This window comes from Amycolatopsis sp. NPDC051061 (genome assembly GCF_040682935.1).
In the GTDB taxonomy this organism is placed as follows: Bacteria; Actinomycetota; Actinomycetes; order Mycobacteriales; family Pseudonocardiaceae; genus Amycolatopsis.
On the sequence record NZ_JBFBBZ010000008.1, the window covers coordinates 208698 to 225077 of the forward strand.

General features: G+C 71.7%; 17 protein-coding genes. 4 read left to right on the forward strand and 13 right to left on the reverse strand.

The window, feature by feature from the left end; translation table 11 throughout:
• Positions 1-7: 7 nt before the first annotated feature.
• On the forward strand, positions 8-415 hold the full coding sequence (locus AB0N03_RS13625) for an ATP-binding protein (protein ID WP_364370142.1): 408 nt from the start codon (positions 8-10) through the stop codon (positions 413-415).
• Entirely contained in the window at positions 378-1757 is a 1380-nt protein-coding gene (locus AB0N03_RS13630; protein ID WP_364370145.1) for an ATP-binding protein, read from the forward strand. The genes AB0N03_RS13625 and AB0N03_RS13630 overlap by 38 nt, the downstream gene beginning before the upstream one ends.
• Before the next feature lie 5 nt (positions 1758-1762).
• Here AB0N03_RS13630 and AB0N03_RS13635 read toward each other — a convergent pair whose 3' ends face one another.
• From AB0N03_RS13635 to AB0N03_RS13650, 4 genes are all read right to left on the reverse strand, one after another.
• A complete protein-coding gene (locus AB0N03_RS13635; RefSeq protein ID WP_364370147.1) occupies positions 1763-2674 on the reverse strand; it encodes an RNA polymerase subunit sigma-70 in 912 nt (303 codons plus the stop codon).
• A gap of 51 nt (positions 2675-2725) precedes the next feature.
• Complete coding sequence (locus AB0N03_RS13640) at positions 2726-3784, reverse strand: glycosyltransferase (RefSeq protein ID WP_364370348.1); 1059 nt, start codon at positions 3782-3784, stop codon at positions 2726-2728.
• A gap of 120 nt (positions 3785-3904) precedes the next feature.
• Positions 3905-5401: a serine/threonine-protein kinase gene (locus AB0N03_RS13645; RefSeq protein ID WP_364370150.1), complete on the reverse strand. Its 1497-nt coding sequence runs from the start codon at positions 5399-5401 to the stop codon at positions 3905-3907.
• 140 nt (positions 5402-5541) lie between these two features.
• Positions 5542-6342: an inositol monophosphatase family protein gene (locus AB0N03_RS13650; protein WP_364370153.1), complete on the reverse strand. Its 801-nt coding sequence runs from the start codon at positions 6340-6342 to the stop codon at positions 5542-5544.
• 40 nt (positions 6343-6382) lie between these two features.
• Between AB0N03_RS13650 and AB0N03_RS13655 the strand changes: the two genes are divergently transcribed.
• Positions 6383-7084 carry a creatininase family protein gene (locus AB0N03_RS13655; RefSeq protein ID WP_364370156.1) on the forward strand — a complete coding sequence of 234 codons (702 nt, stop codon included), beginning with the start codon at positions 6383-6385 and terminating at the stop codon, positions 7082-7084.
• 33 nt (positions 7085-7117) lie between these two features.
• On the opposite strand, the gene ribA is transcribed toward AB0N03_RS13655, so the two are convergent.
• From ribA to AB0N03_RS13685, 6 genes are read right to left on the reverse strand one after another with little or no spacing between them, the layout of a single operon-like run.
• A complete protein-coding gene (ribA, locus tag AB0N03_RS13660; RefSeq protein ID WP_364370159.1) occupies positions 7118-7777 on the reverse strand; it encodes a GTP cyclohydrolase II in 660 nt (219 codons plus the stop codon).
• Entirely contained in the window at positions 7774-8793 is a 1020-nt protein-coding gene (locus tag AB0N03_RS13665) for a lysylphosphatidylglycerol synthase transmembrane domain-containing protein (protein WP_364370162.1), read from the reverse strand. Before AB0N03_RS13665 ends, ribA begins: the two co-directional genes overlap by 4 nt.
• A complete protein-coding gene (locus AB0N03_RS13670) occupies positions 8790-9635 on the reverse strand; it encodes a methyltransferase domain-containing protein (RefSeq protein WP_364370164.1) in 846 nt (281 codons plus the stop codon). The genes AB0N03_RS13665 and AB0N03_RS13670 overlap by 4 nt, the downstream gene beginning before the upstream one ends.
• Positions 9636-9664: 29 nt before the next feature.
• Complete coding sequence (locus tag AB0N03_RS13675; RefSeq protein WP_364370167.1) at positions 9665-10732, reverse strand: glycosyltransferase family 4 protein; 1068 nt, start codon at positions 10730-10732, stop codon at positions 9665-9667.
• Positions 10729-11127, reverse strand: a complete 399-nt coding sequence (locus tag AB0N03_RS13680; RefSeq protein ID WP_284742883.1) for a 6-carboxytetrahydropterin synthase — start codon at positions 11125-11127, stop codon at positions 10729-10731. The genes AB0N03_RS13675 and AB0N03_RS13680 overlap by 4 nt, the downstream gene beginning before the upstream one ends.
• 32 nt (positions 11128-11159) lie before the next feature.
• A complete protein-coding gene (locus tag AB0N03_RS13685) occupies positions 11160-12122 on the reverse strand; it encodes a zinc-binding alcohol dehydrogenase (RefSeq protein WP_364370170.1) in 963 nt (320 codons plus the stop codon).
• A gap of 78 nt (positions 12123-12200) precedes the next feature.
• Here AB0N03_RS13685 and AB0N03_RS13690 point away from each other — a divergent pair, with 78 nt between their 5' ends.
• Entirely contained in the window at positions 12201-12962 is a 762-nt protein-coding gene (locus tag AB0N03_RS13690; RefSeq protein ID WP_364370173.1) for a CDP-alcohol phosphatidyltransferase family protein, read from the forward strand.
• Here the strand turns inward: AB0N03_RS13690 and AB0N03_RS13695 are convergent.
• From AB0N03_RS13695 to AB0N03_RS13705, 3 genes are read right to left on the reverse strand one after another with little or no spacing between them, the layout of a single operon-like run.
• The gene (locus AB0N03_RS13695) at positions 12959-13918 is read right to left on the reverse strand and encodes an ATP-dependent DNA ligase (protein WP_364370176.1); all 960 of its coding nucleotides are present in this window, start codon (positions 13916-13918) and stop codon (positions 12959-12961) included. The genes AB0N03_RS13690 and AB0N03_RS13695 overlap by 4 nt on opposite strands.
• A gap of 38 nt (positions 13919-13956) precedes the next feature.
• The gene (locus AB0N03_RS13700; protein WP_364370179.1) at positions 13957-15531 is read right to left on the reverse strand and encodes a hypothetical protein; all 1575 of its coding nucleotides are present in this window, start codon (positions 15529-15531) and stop codon (positions 13957-13959) included.
• 48 nt (positions 15532-15579) lie between these two features.
• Positions 15580-16377 carry an oxygenase MpaB family protein gene (locus AB0N03_RS13705; protein ID WP_364370182.1) on the reverse strand — a complete coding sequence of 266 codons (798 nt, stop codon included), beginning with the start codon at positions 16375-16377 and terminating at the stop codon, positions 15580-15582.
• Positions 16378-16380 lie beyond the last annotated feature (3 nt).

Sequence of the window (16380 nt, forward strand, 5' to 3'; positions counted from 1 at the left end):
GCGGACGATGCAGGACGAAGAGCTCGCCGAGATCGTCGACAACCTTCGCGCCCTCGGCAGTGACGTCTCCGACGTCGAAGTCAAGCGAGCCGAGGGCGGCCTACCCCGGTCGGCCCGTGAATCGCTGGTGGCGTTCTCCAACACGCACGGCGGGACGCTGATTCTCGGCCTGGACGAACAGACCGGCTTCGCGGCCACCGGCTTGTCCGACCCGACGAAGATGTCGTCGGACCTGGCGGCCATGTGCACCACCGATATCGAACCTCCTTTGCGGCCGCACCTCGGCATCCACGAGTTCGAGGGCGTTCGGATCCTCGTTGCCGAGATCCAGGAACTGCCATCGAACCGCAAGCCCTGCTTCAGCCGCGGGGGCGGGCATGAGCCAGGGCAGTTTCGTCCGAGTCGGAGACGGTGACCGCAAGCTCACCAGCTACGAAGTCCAGTTGCTGCTCGCGAACCGCGGTCAACCGCACGAGGACGAAGCCGCTGTTCCCGGTACCGGACTCGCCGACTTGGATCCGGTACTCGTCGAAGCCCTCCTGACACGCCTCCGCACTCGCCGCCCCTACGCATTCAGCGAACTCGACGACATTTCGGCCCTACGTCGTGCGAAGGTCTTGGTAACAGACGAAAACGACGCCGATGTGGCAAGCCTCGGCGGCTTGCTCGCGCTCGGCCGCTATCCGCAGGATCACTTCCCCCAGCTGGTGCTCACCTTCGTCCACTACCCGACCCCGGACGGCTCCGACCTCGCGACCGGCGAGCGGTTTCTCGACAATGTGGTGGCAGAAGGACCGATACCGGTAATCGTTCGAGACGCCCTCATCGCGGTGCGGAAGAACATGACGCGACGGTCGGTGGTGCACGGGGCAGGCCGTGCGGACATCTGGCAATACCCCGAAGCAGCACTGCGCGAAGCCATCGTGAACGCGCTCGTCCACCGTGACCTCTCGCCGGATGCTCGCGGCACCCAGGTTCAGATCGAGATGTATCCCGATCGCCTGACCGTCCGAAATCCGGGTGGTCTCTTCGGACCGGTGACCGAGGAGCAGCTCGGCGAAGAGGGTGTCTCGTCGGCGAGGAACGCGTGCTTGCTCCGGATCCTCGAAGACGTGCCACTGCCCGGCGGCACGCACGCGATCTGCGAGAATCGCGGCTCGGGCATCCGGACCATGATCAACGCTCTCCGGGCCGCACGGATGAGCCTGCCCGCCTTCAAGAGCCGGGTGAGCACCTTCACCGTCACCTTCCCCAACCACACCCTGTTGGGGGACGAGACGATCGAGTGGATCAACTCGCTGGGGGAACACGGACTCTCCGAGAATCAGTGTGTCGGGCTGGCGATTCTGCGAGAAGGCCGGCAACTCGACAACCAGGCATACCGGACGGAAACCCGCGTCGACTCTCGCGTGGCGACTCAGGAACTGCGTGATCTCCTGGCCCGCGAGCTCGTGGTGCAGAGCGGCAATCGGCGGTGGACGAGATACCAGCTCGCGCCAGCACTCATGCCTGACTCCGGCGTACCCACCGGCTCTGCCCGAAAGCGCGCGAACCGACGTGGCGAAATCCTGGCCGCGCTCGGCGACGGCGAGAGGTCGAGACTCGAGTTGGCGATGGCCACCGGTCTGACGGACCAGACAGTGGCCAGGTGGTTGCGCATTCTGCGGGCTGAAGGTGTCGTGCAGACAACCGAGGACAACGTCCGAAATCCGGCGACCCGGTATCGCCGTACGGGACAGATCGCCCTCGACGACTGAACCTGTCACCGCAAGGCCGTCCCGGCGAACCGCTCCACCAGGTCAGGGAAGCCGAAGACGGTGATGCGCGCGATGCCGCCCTTGCCGGGGGTCAACACCGCGACGCCGAACGGCTCGCCGCGGTACCAGGCCATCGCCGCGGGCTGGCCGTTCGCTCGGGTCGGTGTCATGTGCCACTCGCCCGGCTCGCCCATTACGTGTCGCAAGAATGCGACACAAGTCCGCTTTCCGGCGAACCACGTCCGCGACGGCACCGGCTCGATCACCGCGTCGTCACGCAGGACGCTCTCCAGCGCCGCCAGGTCGGAGTTCATGAACGCGCTCATGTAGCGGTCGAGGAGTTCGCGCTGCTCGGGCTCGGTGAGCTCGCCGACGTCGTCCCCGGAGCCGAGGCGCGCACGGGCCCGTTGGAGGGTGCTCTTCACCGCCGCGACGGTGGTGCCGAGCATCTCCGCGACCTCGGCCGCCGGGAACGCGAGCACCTCCCGCAGGATCAGCACCGCGCGTTGCCGCGGCGGAAGCAGCTGCAGCCCGGCGATCAACGCGAGCCGGACGCCGTCGCGGGCCACGGCGATCTCCGCCGGGTCGTCCGCCTCGTCGGTGATCAAGGCGTCCGGGATCGGGCGCGGCCAGAGGTCGGTGGGTTCGGCCGGGACCGGCGGGGCGTCCGGGTCGGCCGCGGGCGCGCCCAGCCCGGACGGCAACGGGCGGCGTCCCCGCTGCTCCAGCGCGGTGAGACAGGCGTTCGTCGCGATCCGGTAGAGCCACGACCGCACCGACGCCCGGCCCTCGAAGCGGTCGTACGCCTGCCAGGCGCGCAGGTACGTCTCCTGGACGACGTCCTCGGCCTCGTCGGGCGTGCCGAGCATGCGGTAGCAGTGGGCCAGCAGCTCACGCCGGTACGGCTCGAAATCCACAGTCACACTCTTGCCGACCGGCGCGGACGGCGAAAGGAATCGGTCAGGAGGTCAGGCGACGATGCGGGGCTCCGACGCCAACCTCGACAACGCCTGCGTGAGCCGCCGGGCGGCGGCCTCCCACTCCTCCAGCGCGCTGCCGCGGCCCAGCGCCGCCGTGCGCAGCGACCTGCGCAGCTCCGGGTCCGCGTACCAGCGGTGCAACGCGTCCGCCAGCGAAAACGGGTCGTTCGGCTCCACCAGCAGCCCCGGCATCTCGCCGTCGGCATCCACCCCGAGTGCGTCGTACACCCCGCCGACCTCGGTGGCCAGCACCGGGATGCCGCGGGCCAGCGCCTGTGCGACGAACATGCCGGACGTCGCCGCGCGGGCCGGGATGACCAGCAGGTCCGCCGCGTTGTAGGCCGCGCCCAGATCGACCGCGTCGCCCGCCAGCGTGATCCGGCCGCCGAGGCCGAGGCGCTCGATCGACCAGCCGAGCTCGTCGACGTACCCCCGGTCCACCTCCAGCGAGCCGGCCATTACACAGGACAGCGCCAGGTGGTCGACCTCGCCGAGGGCCTGGACCAGCAGGTCCTGGCCGTTGCGGCGGGTGACGTCGCCGACGCACAGCAGCCGGGAGACGCCGTCGGCTCCAGCGGCGAGCGGCGCCGCGTCGGTGCCGGGCTTGGCCACATAGACCCGGCTCGGGTCCAGGTCGTGGCGGTCGATCAGCAGCCGGGCGAGCCACGGGCTGGTCGCGACGACCATCCCGGCCATCCGCAGCGTCTCGCGCTCGCACGCGTCCAGCTCCGCCGCGTGCGCCGGGTCGAGGCCCGGCTCGTCGGCCAGGGCCTGGTGCACCAGCACCGCCAGCCGCAGCCGGCGTGCGTGCGGGACGACGATCTCGGGCACGCCCGAGGCGATCACGCCGTCGAGCAGCACCACCGTCCGGTCGGGCAGGGCCGCCAGGGATCTGGCCAGGCGACGCCGGGACGTCGCGTCGGGCTCCGGCCAGTCGCCGGCCATCGGCAGCTCCAGCACCGGCTGCCCGACGGCGGGCAGGTTCTGGCACATCCGCTTGTCGTACGTGTCGCTGCCCGGCGGCGCGGCCGGGAGCATGAACACCATCGGGTCGGCGGGCCTCATCGCGAGCGCCGGAGCAGAGCGGCGGATAGGGACACGGCTACCTCCAGCGCGGTCGACGACGGTGACGCCTCATCTGTCACACGCGGCCGGCGGCGAGTCGGTTCAGCCCTGCGAGTCAATCATCCAAACGCCGTTCACCTGGACCATCGTGAAGGTGTCGTTTTCGCCTTGCCCGCCGTCGTAGAGGACGCGCGCCGTGACCTTGTTGGCCCCGATCTCCTTCACGTTGCTCGCCTCCACCGACTTGTACCTCCCCCAGAAGCGGGTATAGGTGTCGTACGTCTGGCCGCGCGACGACTTGAAGTGGTCGGTCAGCAGCTTCCACGCCTCCGCCGGGTTGCCCGGGAGCAGCGCGTAGTAAGCCGAGAGCGCCTGGGCGGCGTTCTTGGTCGCCGACACCGGCGAGACGGGCGTCGAGGTGGGCGGCGGCGTGGTCGTCGACGCTGAACTGGGCGCCGGTGTAGGTGACGCCGACGGCGAAGGTGTCACGGAAGCCGAGGCCGGCGGTTGCGACGCGGCCGGCGGGGCCGCGTTGTCCTGCGGAGCTTTCTGGCGCACGACCAGCAGGATCGCGACGACGACCGCGACGCACAGCAGCGCCGCACCCGCTCCGACGGCGATCATGCCCTTGCGCGCGCCCGGCGACACGGCGGCGACCTCGCCAGGCGGAGGCGGAGGCGGCGGCACGGCGACGGTGGCCGGGACGGTCGGCACCGCGGCCGGCACGTCGGCGACCTCGGCCTCCGGGACCGTCGCCGCGAGGACCGATTCGCCCGGCTCCGCGTCCGACAGCAGGGCCCGCAGCTCCTGCTCCACCTCGTCCATCGACGGCCGCTCGGCCGGGTCGGTCGCGAGCATCCGCAGCAGCAGCGGGGTCAGCCGCTCCGCCTTGGTCGGCGGCTCGATCTCCCCGCTGGACGCCTTGTAGAGCAAGGCGATCGGGTTGTCCGCCGTGCCGTACGGCGACTGGCCCTCGACGGCGGCGTACAGCGTGGCGCCGAGCGAGAAGACGTCGGCGGCGAAGTCGGCGTCCTCGCCGCGGGCCACCTCGGGGGCGAGGTACGCGGGCGTGCCCGCGATCTCCCCGGTGGCCGTCAGCTTGACGTCACCGATCGCGCGGGAGATGCCGAAGTCGGTGATCTTGGCCGTGCCGTCCTCGGACACCAGGATGTTGGCCGGCTTCACGTCGCGGTGCACGATCCCGGCGCGGTGCGCGCCCGCCAGCGCCGAGCTGATCTGCGCGCCGATGCGGATGGCGTCGTCGACCGAAACCGGTTCCTCGCCGACCAGGACGGCGAAGCTCTTCGACGGCAGGTACTCCATCACCAGCCACGGCCGGTCCTCTTCTTCGAGGACGGCGAACACCGTGATCGCGTGGGAATGCTGCAGCCGGGCGGCGATCCGTGCCTCGCGCATCGCGCGGTTCTTCGCCTCTTCGGTGCGGTGCTCGTCGTGGTCGTGCGGCAGCAGGAGTTCCTTGATCGCCACGGTGCGGCCGAGCATTTCGTCCTGGGCCCGCCACACCGTGCCCATCGCGCCGCCGCCGATCGGCTCGAGCAGCCGGTACCGATCGCGGATCCGGCGACTTTCCACGAGCATCCACCATTCTCAACAAGTGTGCCGACGAGATCCGGCCAGCATGCCAGGATCATCCGCCGGCCGGTACCAACGTAACCGAAAACCTCGGACGGACAGCGCAATCGCGCGCTGTGGCGCTGCCCACGGGGGTACCCGGAATCTTAACGAACAACCCCGTACGCCCGATCAAGTGCGTCCACGATCTCCTTGCGCAGTCCGGCACCGACGGCGATCGTCGACGACGAATCCACCGTGTGCTCGCTCCCGTCGCGGTCGACGACGGCCCCGCCGGCCTCGCGCACGAGCAGCACGCCGGCCATGGTGTCCCACGGGTTGTTGGACAAGATCAGTGCGGCGTCGAGCTTTCCGTCCGCCACCCAGGCGAGGTCGATCGCCGCGGTACCGAGCATCCGGATCTTCTGCGCCCGCGCGCCGAGGTCCGACAGCAGCCGCAGGCGCGTCGCGTTCTTCTCTTCCGCCAGACGGCCGATCGCGAAGTCGCCGACGGCGATCATGGCGTCCGACATCTCCGTCGCGGCGGACGCGCCGACGCGCTCTCCGTTCGCGAAGGTGCCTTCGCCGCGCGAAGCGGTGTATGTAACGCCGAGGTACGGCAGAGCGATCGCGGCGACCGTGCTGTGCTCGCCGTCCACCAGCGCGAGGGAGATACCGCAGAGCGGAATTCCGCGGGCGAAGTTCGCGGTGCCGTCGATCGGGTCGAGCGCCCACCAGCGGCCGCCGCCGTCGCCGCTGCGGCCGCGCTCCTCGCCGAGGACGCCGATCTCCGGCGTCTCGGCCGTGAGGAACTCCCGCAGCGCGTCCTCGACCGCCGTGTCGACGTCGGTCACCAGGTCACGATCACCTTTCGCGGAAACGGAAAAGGTCGGGCGCGACCGGACGATCTCCGTCGCCTTCGCCACGGCTTCGCGCGCGACGTCGAGTAGTGCGGCATGCTCGCTCATGACTTCCAACCTAGTTCCAACCCAGCGAAGGGACGCGCTCATGACCGACCTCTTCCCGCTCGCGACCACGGCCGACGAGCAGCAGCGGGGCGCGGGGGTCGCGGTGCTGCCGATCGGCAGCTTCGAGCAGCACGGCGCGCACCTGCCCCTGGCGACCGACACGGTCATCGCGGCGACGCTCGCCCGCGCGGTCGCCGAGGCGTACCCCGTCCTCCACCTGCCGCCGATCACGATCTCCTGCTCCCACGAGCACGCGGCGTGGGCCGGCACGGTGAGCATCTCCGCGCGCACGCTGCACGCCGTGGTCACCGACGTCGCCGCGTCGCTCAGCGCGTCCGGGGTCGGGCGGCTGGTGCTGGTCAACGGGCACGGCGGCAACTACGTACTGTCCAATGTGGTCCAGGAGGCGGCCGGTGCGATGGCGCTGTTCCCCGGCGTCGCGGACTGGCAGGCGGCGCACACCGCGGCCGGTCTCCGGACGTCGCTGGACGACGACATGCACGCGGGCGAACTGGAGACGTCGATCCTGCTGCACGCCCACCCGCACCTGGTCCGGCCCGGCCGCGAGACGGCCGACCACGGCACCGACCGGGAGCACCTGCTGACGCTGGGCCTGCGGGCGTACACGGAGTCGGGGGTGGTCGGCCGTCCTTCGCTGGCGACCGCGGCGAAGGGGCACGTCGTGCTGGACACGCTGGTCCAGCGCTTCGCCGGCGTCCTCGAGGTGCTCGGCTCGTCGTGAGTGTTTAGGGCGGGTTCCAACCGCCCTGAACACTCACGAGCCGGTGAACGCCTGGCCCAGGTGCGGGAGCAGGTGGTCCATCCGCTCGGCCTTGGTCCGCAGGTAGCGCAGGCTCTCCGGGTTCGGCGGAACCAGCAGCGGAACCCGCTCGCTGATCCGGATTCCGTAGCGCGTGAGCTGTTCGACCTTCTGCGGGTTGTTCGACAGCAGCCGCACCGACCGGACCCCCAGGTCCTGCAGGATGGCCGCCGCCGCGTGGTAGTCGCGGGCGTCGACCGGCAGGCCGAGCGCCACGTTCGCGTCGACCGTGTCGAGGCCCTCGTCCTGCAGCCGCATCGCCTTGAGCTTCGCGAGCAGCCCGATCCCCCGGCCTTCGTGACCCTGGACGTAGACCAGCACGCCCGAGCCCTCCTCGATGATCCGGTCCAGCGCCGCCGCCAGCTGGTCGCCGCATTCGCAGTGCGTCGAGGCGAAGACGTCGCCGGTGAGGCACTCGCTGTGCACGCGGGTCAGGGTGCCGAGCGCGCTGATCTCGCCGTGGACCAGCGCGACCTGCTCGGTGCCCGTGTCGTCCAGGTAGCCGACCGCGCGGAAGGTCCCGTGCCGGGTCGGGAGCCGGGTCTCGACCACCCGCTCGACCACGGCCCGGTGCGGCAGATCTCCGACAAGATCACTGACTTCGCTTGCGGTCATGACTTGATCCCCATCTCCGATTCGATCCCGGTGCCGGCCGCCGTACGCGGAGCGGGCACGGCACCGGTGTGCGGAGCGCGGGTCACGCGGAACCCGGCGACGCTCCGGACGAGCAGGACACCGGCGCCGGGCAGGCTCGCGACCAGCGTGAGCACGCCGTAGACGACAGCGACGGTGACACCTTGGGCGGCGCCGAGCCCGGCCGCGCCGAAGAGCAGGGCGCAGACGCCCTCGCGCGGGCCGAAGCCGCCGACGTTGAGCGGGAGACCCATCGCGAGCAGCGCGAGGATCATCAGCGGCACGAGCTGCCCGACCGGCGCGTCCACGCCGGCGACGCGGGCGGCGACGACGAACAGCGCCAGGTGCCCGGCCAGCGTCGCGACCGAGAGGAAGCCCACGCCGGGCCAGGTCTCGCGGGTGAACAGGCCCAGCCGCAGGTCGGCGAGGGTGACGGCGAAGCCGCGCCGGAACTTCGACTCGCTGTGGATCCAGCGTCCGCCGAGCAGCCGGCCGACGACGATCGCGGCGACGGCGGCCAGCACGACGACGATCCCGGTGACCGTCACGACCTCGCGGAACGCGCCGGGCACGACCCCCGGCGTCGCGAGCACGACGGTGACGGCGGACGCGATCAGCACGAGCTGGCCGGCGGTGCGCTCCAGGACGACGGCGCGGACGCCGCGGGGGACGTCGCCCGAGTCGCGGCCGTGCTGCACCGCGCGGTGGACGTCGCCGAGCACGCCCGCGGGCAGCACGCCGTTGAGGAACAGCGCGCGGTAGTAGTCGGCGACCGCGGTGCGCAGGGAAAGCCGCAGGCCGAGCCGGGTGGCGACGATCTGCCAGCGGCCCGCGCTGAACAGCGTCGTCGCGAAGCCGATGAGCAAGGCGGCGAGCACGCCGGGCGCGCTGATCCGGCCGAGGCCGTCGAGGAAGGCGTCGCTGCCGAGCTGCCAGACGAGGACGCCGAGGATGGCGAAGGCGCCGAAGATCCGCAGCCAGGCCAGTGCGCGCTTCACGCCGCCACCTCCGGGGCCGGCGGCAGGACCAGCAGGTCGCCGTGGTGGATCACCGCGTGCAGCTCGCCGGCCTGAGCCATTTCCAGCCGCCGCTGCAGGTAGACGTCGGCGGCGGGACGCAGGTCCGGGACGTGGTCGACCGCGGCCCCGACCCAGCCTTCGAGCCACTGCCGCTGCAGGGCGGCCTGGTCCGGGCCGAGCCGCCAGGCGCTGGCCGCGCGGACAACCGTGGCGCCGAGCCGGCCGAACGCGGTCGCGGCGACGTCCACCGCGGCCGGGCCGAGCAGCCGGCGGCCGCCGGTGATCCGGCGCTGGTGGGCGTTGAACGCGGCGGCGACGGCGTCGTCGAGCGGGTCGGCGGGCGAGAGTTCCACCCGGCCGGTCACCGAGAGCACCAGCAGCGCCGCGCAGCCGGCTTCGACGATCGCCGAGGCCAGGGCCGTGACCTCGGCCTCGGTCAGCAGGTCGAGCAGCGCGGACGCGGCGACCAGCGACGTCCCGGCGAGGTCGGCGGCGCGCAGTGCGGTGACGTCGCGCTGCTCGGCGACGACGTCGACCGGGCTGCCGTCCAGCGCGGTGGCCGGCAGCGAGGTGCGGGCGCGGGTGAGCAGCTCGGTGTCGTGGTCGTGCAGGATCCAGCGCTGCGTGCCAGGCAGGCGCCCGGCCAGCCAGCGGCCGAGCGAGCCGGTGCCGCAGCCGAGGTCGCGGATGACTACTTCGCCGTCCGGCAGGTGCTCGCGCAGCGTGTCGACGAGTTCCGTGGCGCGGGCCGCGGCGTCGGCGGGTTCCCGCAGGTACAGCCAGTCCGGCGCGAACGCGGCCGCTTCGCTACCGCTATGCACAGTGCTGACTGATTCGCTCGCAGGCTCACTCATGCCGCCGCCTCCTGCCGCTGCAGGACCTCGGCGATCCGGCGGGCGGTGTCGTCCCAGCCGGTCAGGGTCTCGCGGCGCAGCTTCGCCGACGCACGCAGCCGCGTCCGCAGGTCGGGCTCGGTGAGCCAGCGGCGCAGGGCGGCGCCGAGCGCCGCGACGTCGTCGCCGGGCACGAGCATGCCCGGGACCGAGCCGTCCGGCGCGACGCCGAGGGTGTCCGGCAGCGCGTCGACGTCGGTGGTCAGCACGGGCACGCCGCGGGCGAGGGCCTCGGTGACGACCATGCCGTACGTCTCGGCGCGCGAGGGCAGCACGAGCAGGTCGGCGGAGTGGTAGGTCGCGGCCAGCGCGGCCCCGGTGCGGGGACCGGTGAGCGTGAAGCGGGCGCCGAGCCGGTGCTCGCGCAGCCGCTCGACGTACTTCGTCTCGCGCCGGATCCCGCCGACGCACTCGCAGGTCCAGCGCAGGTCGGCGACGGTTTCCAGGGCTTGGGCGAGCACGCCCTGGCCCTTGCGCGGGGTCACGTTGGCCACGCAGACCAGCCGGGACATGCCATCGGTGCCGATGGCCGGCGGGGCCGGATCGACGCCGGGCGGCACGGCGTGCACGCGGTGCGGGGCGAGGCCGTGGTGGCTCACCAGCCGGCGCGCGGCCCACTCGCTGGTCGCGACGACCGAGCTCACGGCCCGCAGCGTGTCGCGCTCGAGCGCGTCGAGCTCGGCGGCCAGCGCGGGCGGCAGGCCGGTCTCGTCGGCCAGCGGCAGGTGCACCAGCACCGAGAGCGACAGCCGGCGCGCCTGCGGGACGACGACCTCGGGCACGCCACAGGCGACCAGGCCGTCGAGCAGCACCGCGGACCCGGTGGGCAGCGCGGAGAGCAGGTGGCCGAGGACCGCGCGGGCCTCGGTGTCGGGACGCGGCCAGCTGCCGGAAACGCCGATCTCGTGGACGTCGAGGCCGGCCTCGGTGAGCCGGTCGCACATCCGGCGGTCGTAGGTGTTGCCTCCACTCGGGACCGACGCGTCGTCGACGTCCCCGGGGAGGACCACGTACAGGCTGTTCACAGCGCACGCTCGTAACTCGCCCACGCGACGTGCGATTCCTTCAGCGAGACGGCGATGCCTTCGAGGCCGCGCGCGCCTTCGCCGAGGCGTCCGGCGTGGACGGCGTCGGCGAGGCGGTCGGCGATGACCTTCGCGAGGTACTCGGTGGAGGTGTTGATGCCCTTGAACACCGGCTCGTCGTCGAGGTTGCGGTAGTTCAGGTCGCTCAGCACCGCCCCGAGCTCTTCCGTGGCCTTGCCGATGTCGACGACGATGTTGTCCTCGTCGAGGTCGGTACGGCGGAAAGTCGCATCCACCACGAAGGTCGCTCCGTGCAGGCGTTGCGCGGGTCCGAAGACTTCTCCGCGGAAGCTGTGGGCGACCATCACGTGGTCACGGACGGTGATGCTGAACACCAAGACCTCCGATGCGTTCGGGGTGGACGTGGTCACTGCGGCTGATACATGACACGGAGGCAGAGGGCGGAAAGTTCATCGGCGGCCAACCGGGGTAGCACGGTTGGAAGATCTTCAAACATGCATTCGCCGGTGACCAGCGCTTCGAAGGCCGGATCGACCAGCAGTTCGAGGGCGAGGGCGAGCCGCTGGGCGTAGTCGCGGTCGGGCCGCGCGACCGTCCCGACCTGACTGCTGCGGATCGTCAACCGTCGCGAATGGAAGTTCTCGCCGAGCGGCACGCTCACCCGGCGGTCGCCGTACCAGGACAGCTCGACGACCTCGCCTTCCGGCGCGAGGAGCTCCAGCGCCCGAGCGAGACCCGCCTCGCTGGCGCTCGCGTGAACCACCAGGTCGCAGTCGGATTTCGCGGCTTCGGGCGTCGCGAAGTCGACACCGAGGGCGTCGGCGATCTTCGCGCGCGACGGGTCGACGTCGATCAGCTGCACGCGGGTCGCCGGGAAGCCCTGGAGCAATTTCGCGACACTGCAGCCGACCATGCCGGCGCCGATCACCGCGATCCGGTCGCCGAGCTTCGGCTTCGCGTCCCAGACGGCGTTGACCGCGGTCTCGACGGTGCCGGCGAGGATCGCGCGGCCGGGCGGGACGTCGTCCGGCACCGGCGTCACGGCGCTCGCGGGGACGACGTACGCGGTCTGGTGCGGGTAGAGGCAGAAGACCGTCTTGCCCTCGAGATCGGCCGGGCCCTGCTCGACGACGCCGACGTTGAGGTAGCCGTACTTGACCGGGCCGGGGAAGTCGCCCTCCTGGAACGGCGCGCGCATGACGTCGTGCTGGCTCGCCGGGACGCCGCCGCGGAAGACGAGGGTTTCGGTACCGCGGGAGACGCCGGAGAAGAGCGTGCGGACGAGCACTTCGCCGTGTTCCGGCTCACGCAGCGTCACAGTCCGGAGCGCACCTTCGTCGGGACTTTGAACCCAGAAAGCCTGTTCCACGTGTTCTCCTCTGCAGGCGACCGGAGGCTGGTGTCGCCGCCACCTTATGAGCACCCGTGCCGATTCGCGGAGTAAAAGATGATCAAGAACGGACTTTTCCTACGCTCGGCGGTCCCGGTGTGGGCGCTCGCCGCCGGGGCCGGTTTCCTTTCCCCGATCGCCTGGGCGACCGGGGCCGCGTACGGCCTCGCGCTGCTGTTGCTGACGGGCTGGGGCCTGCGGCAGAGCGGCCGCGGGAAGTTCGGCCCGGCGGACTGGATCACGTTCGCCCGCGCGGTACTGGTGGGTGGCGCGGCCGAGCTGATCGCCGACGGCGGTCACCCGCTCCCGCTGCTGGTCGGGCTGGTCGCGGTGGCCCTGGCGATGGACGGGTTCGACGGCCAGGTCGCCCGCCGCACGGGCACGGCGTCCGAGTTCGGCGCGCGGTTCGACATGGAGGTCGACGCGTTCCTGATCCTGCTGCTGTGCATCCAGGTGTCCCGGACGCTGGGGCTGTGGGTGCTGGCGATCGGCCTGATGCGGTACGCGTTCGTGGCGGCTTCGTGGGCGCTGCCGTGGTTGACCGCGCCGCTGTACCCGAGCATGGCCCGGAAGACGGTGGCCGCGGTGCAGGGTGTGGTGCTGGTGGTGGCGGTCTCCGGGCTGCTGCCGTGGGCGGTCTCGTTCGGTTTCGTGGTGGCGGCCTTGGCGTCGCTGGTGTGGTCGTTCGGCCGCGACACGGCGTGGCTGGCCCGTCATCGGGTGGCGGCGTCGGAGCCGGGCCGGATCGTGGAGATCACCCGCGCGACCCTGCGGCGCCCGCACGGGCCGGCGTGGCGCGGGCACAACCAAGCGGCTTAACCCGGCTCGCGAGCCGCCCGGGCCCGGCGCTTGCCCTCGTGCATCGCGACCACCCGGGCGATCGGGATCGTGTGGCCCTCCTCGACCAGGTCCGCCGGCAGCACGAACGGCTCCGGCATCTCCGCCGTCCACGCGTCGGCGCCGTCGCCGAGCAGCCCAGGCGCGGTTTTCACCGTGAAGTCCCCCGGTTTGACATTGGCCAAGTCCGCCCAGCGGACGGGGAACGACACCGGTGCGCCCGGCCGGTGACGCGGGCTGTACACCGACACCACCGTCGCGCCGCCCGCTCGGGTCGAATCCAGGAACACCTTGCCCTCACGGCGGTCCTTGACGAACTCGGTCGTCCCCAGCGACGGGTCGATGCGCTCGGCGCGGGCCGCGACCGCCCGCGTCGCCGCCGCGATGTCCTCCGTCGACTGGCCCGGCGCCAGCGGCACGAACACGTGCACGCCTTTCGAGCCGCTCGTCTTCACCGCGCCGTCGAGGCCGTCTTTGCGCAGCGCTTCGCGCACCAGCGCCGCGGCCCCGATGGCCAAGGAAAACGGCCCGTCGGCGGGCGGGTCCAGATCGAGGATCAGGTGCGTCGGGCCGGTGCCGGGGTCGCCGCGGTAGAGCGACGTGTGGAACTCGATCGCCCGCTGGTTGCCGAACCAGATCAGCGTGCGGAGGTCGTTGCAGAGCGCGTACGAGACGTCCCGCTTGGACGTCTCGGCCCACACCGACACCCGCTCGACCCAGTCCGGTGTGTACTTCGGCAGGTTCTTCTGCATGAACGGGCCCTGCCCGCGCAGCACCCGCAGCACCGTCAGCAGCCGGTCGCGCAGCTCCGGGAGCATCCGGTCGGCGACGGCTTCGAGGTAGTCGAGCCACTCCCGCTTGGACACCCCCGCATCGGGGAAGACCTCCTGGTCGAGACTGCTCAGCTTGACGCCGTGCCTGACCTCGTCGCCGCTCATCGGCCCACCTTCGCGCCCGCGCGCGCCGCGGTCAACTTTCAGAAGGGCAGCTCGCCGCGGAGCCGGTCGAGCCAGCGGTCGACGGTGTCGTCGGTCCGCACCGGGTCGTTGAGCTGCCGGGCGGCGTCGGCGCGCTGCCGGACGTGCTCGCCGACCGTCGACGCGTACTGCGGCAGCGCGTAAACGTCCTGCCAGTACCCGGCCCGCATCTCGACCGCCGCCACCTTCTCGTAGCCCGCCGTCGCCCTGGCGAAGTCGAAGCCGTACCGCGAGCCCACCGGTTCGGGGCCGTTCGCGGTCACGACGATCACCGTCGGCCGCGCCTGCATGACGACCTGGGTCGGGTCGGCGCCGCGGGCGATCGCCGCGTCGTTGAGGCCGATGTAGTCGATCGACGTCCAGCCGCTGTAGTACGGCATCGCGCCGGCATCGGTGACGGCGAGGCTGCGGGCCGGCTCCGGGACGTCGGCCTCGGCCAGGCCCTGCCCGATCGCGACGTGCGCGCGCTGCAGGTCGGGCCCGTAGTTCGCGATCACGCCGAGGTCGGGCGCGGTCGCGCCGGCGACGGCCGACCAGCCGACGGCCACCAGCCCGAGCGCCGCGCCCACCACGCGCTGGGTCAGCGTCCCGACGGCGATCCCGGCGCCGAGGCAGAGGACGGGGATCGCGTGGTCGGCGAAGCGGTCGAGGTAATCCATGGTCGGGCCGGACACCGCGTACGTCACGTACGTGACCGCGACGGTGGCCACCAGGAGCCCGCCCATCGCCCGCGTCGCCTTGCGGAACACCAGCGAGAGCGTCAGCAGCAGGAGCGGCAGGAGCAGCAGCGTCGTGTGCTTCGTCCACGCCCAGCCGGAGTCGAGGTTGCCGAACTTGACGTAGAAGGTGTTCGGCAGCAGCTGTCCGTAGAACCGCCACCGCCATACGAAGTACGCGGCGCCGACGACCACCGCGGCACCGGTCCACACCCAGCGCTTCGAACTCCGTTCGCGGAAGAACCACAGAGCGAAGACAGGCAGCGCGGCCAGCACGCCTTCCGGCCGGAGCATGCCGAGCAGGAGCAGCAGCACCGGCGGTTCCCATGTCCGCACCCGCTCGTTCGCGAGCACACGCAGCCCGAGCACGACGACGCGCAGCAGCACCACGGCGAACGCGGCCGTCTCGAGGCCGGCGGTGATGTGGAAGTACGTCGGCAGGAACACGACGTACGCGCCGGCGCCGACCAGGACTCCGGTGAGCTCGGCGCGGCGGTGGCCTTCGCGGATCAGCAGGTACAGCGTCCCCAGGCCGAGCAGCAGCGACGTCACCTTGGCGAACAGCGGCAGTGCGAGCCCGAGCCACGCGCCGAGTCCCGACCAGACGACCCAGGCGAAGTTCGTGAAGCCCTCGACGCGCGGGCCGTCGACGTTCCACACCGGGCCGTGGCCGGCCGCGAGGTTCGCCGAGTAGCGGAAGCTGATGAACGCGTCGTCGATGGTGAGGAACCAGGCGGCCCAGGCGCCGACGAGGAAGACGGCCAGGAGGACCAGCGACACCACGATCAGCGGTGCGCGGCGGGTGGTCCGGACCGGCGCGGTCGCTGCGGGCTCGACGTCGGTCTCGATCGCCGTCATGGAATCTCCCCGGGTCGCGGTGCCGACCCGACACTGTATCCGGGCGCGTCAGACCAGCGGGCGCCCGGTGCGCAGCCGTCGGCGCAGGTCCCAGAGGCAGAGGTTGTACGGGAACCGCCGCACCGCGGCCGGGAGCACGCGGGTGACCCGGCCGAGTGCGGCGAGGAGCGCGTCGAACCGGCGCTGGTCGGCCGCCGTCCAGGGCAGGCGCATCTCGTCGCGGAAGCGCTGCGGGAGAAAGCCCGTCGTGACGAAGCGGTGGAACCGGCGTCCCGGCGCGGCGACGACCGGGGGCAGGAACCGCAGGTCGACGATGTCCGTGAGGTAGCGGCGGACGGTGTCGTCGACGCCGACCTCGGCGAGCCCGGCCGCCCAGTACTCCTCGAAGGCCGCGCGGTCGGCCGGCCACATTTCGGGACGCACCTGCAGCGTGGTGCCGAGGGCCGCGGCGGCGCGGTAGAAGTGCGTCGGCTCGCCGCCGACGAACGCGACGTACACGTCCTCGAAGCCCTTGTAGAGGCAGGCCGCGACCCACAACTGGAGGTCGGTGTCGAAGGCGTTGTAGGCGACGGGACTTCCGGCGGTCGAGTGGACTTGGGAGTGGGCCTGGTTGACGCCGCGCCGGTAGGCCGCGCGCTCGGCGTCGGTCCCCATCGCGGCGACGGCGAGGTAGGTGAGCGTGGTCCGCGTCCGCTTGATCGGGTGGCGGAAGAGGTTGCCGCTGTCGACCTTGCTCTCGAGCACGCCGTAGCCGACAGGCGCGCGGGAGAGCTGCATGATCACGTTCGCGCTGCCGGCGAGCAGCCCGGCCCCGACGACGGCGTCCTGGAGCGCGGTTTCGGTCACGCT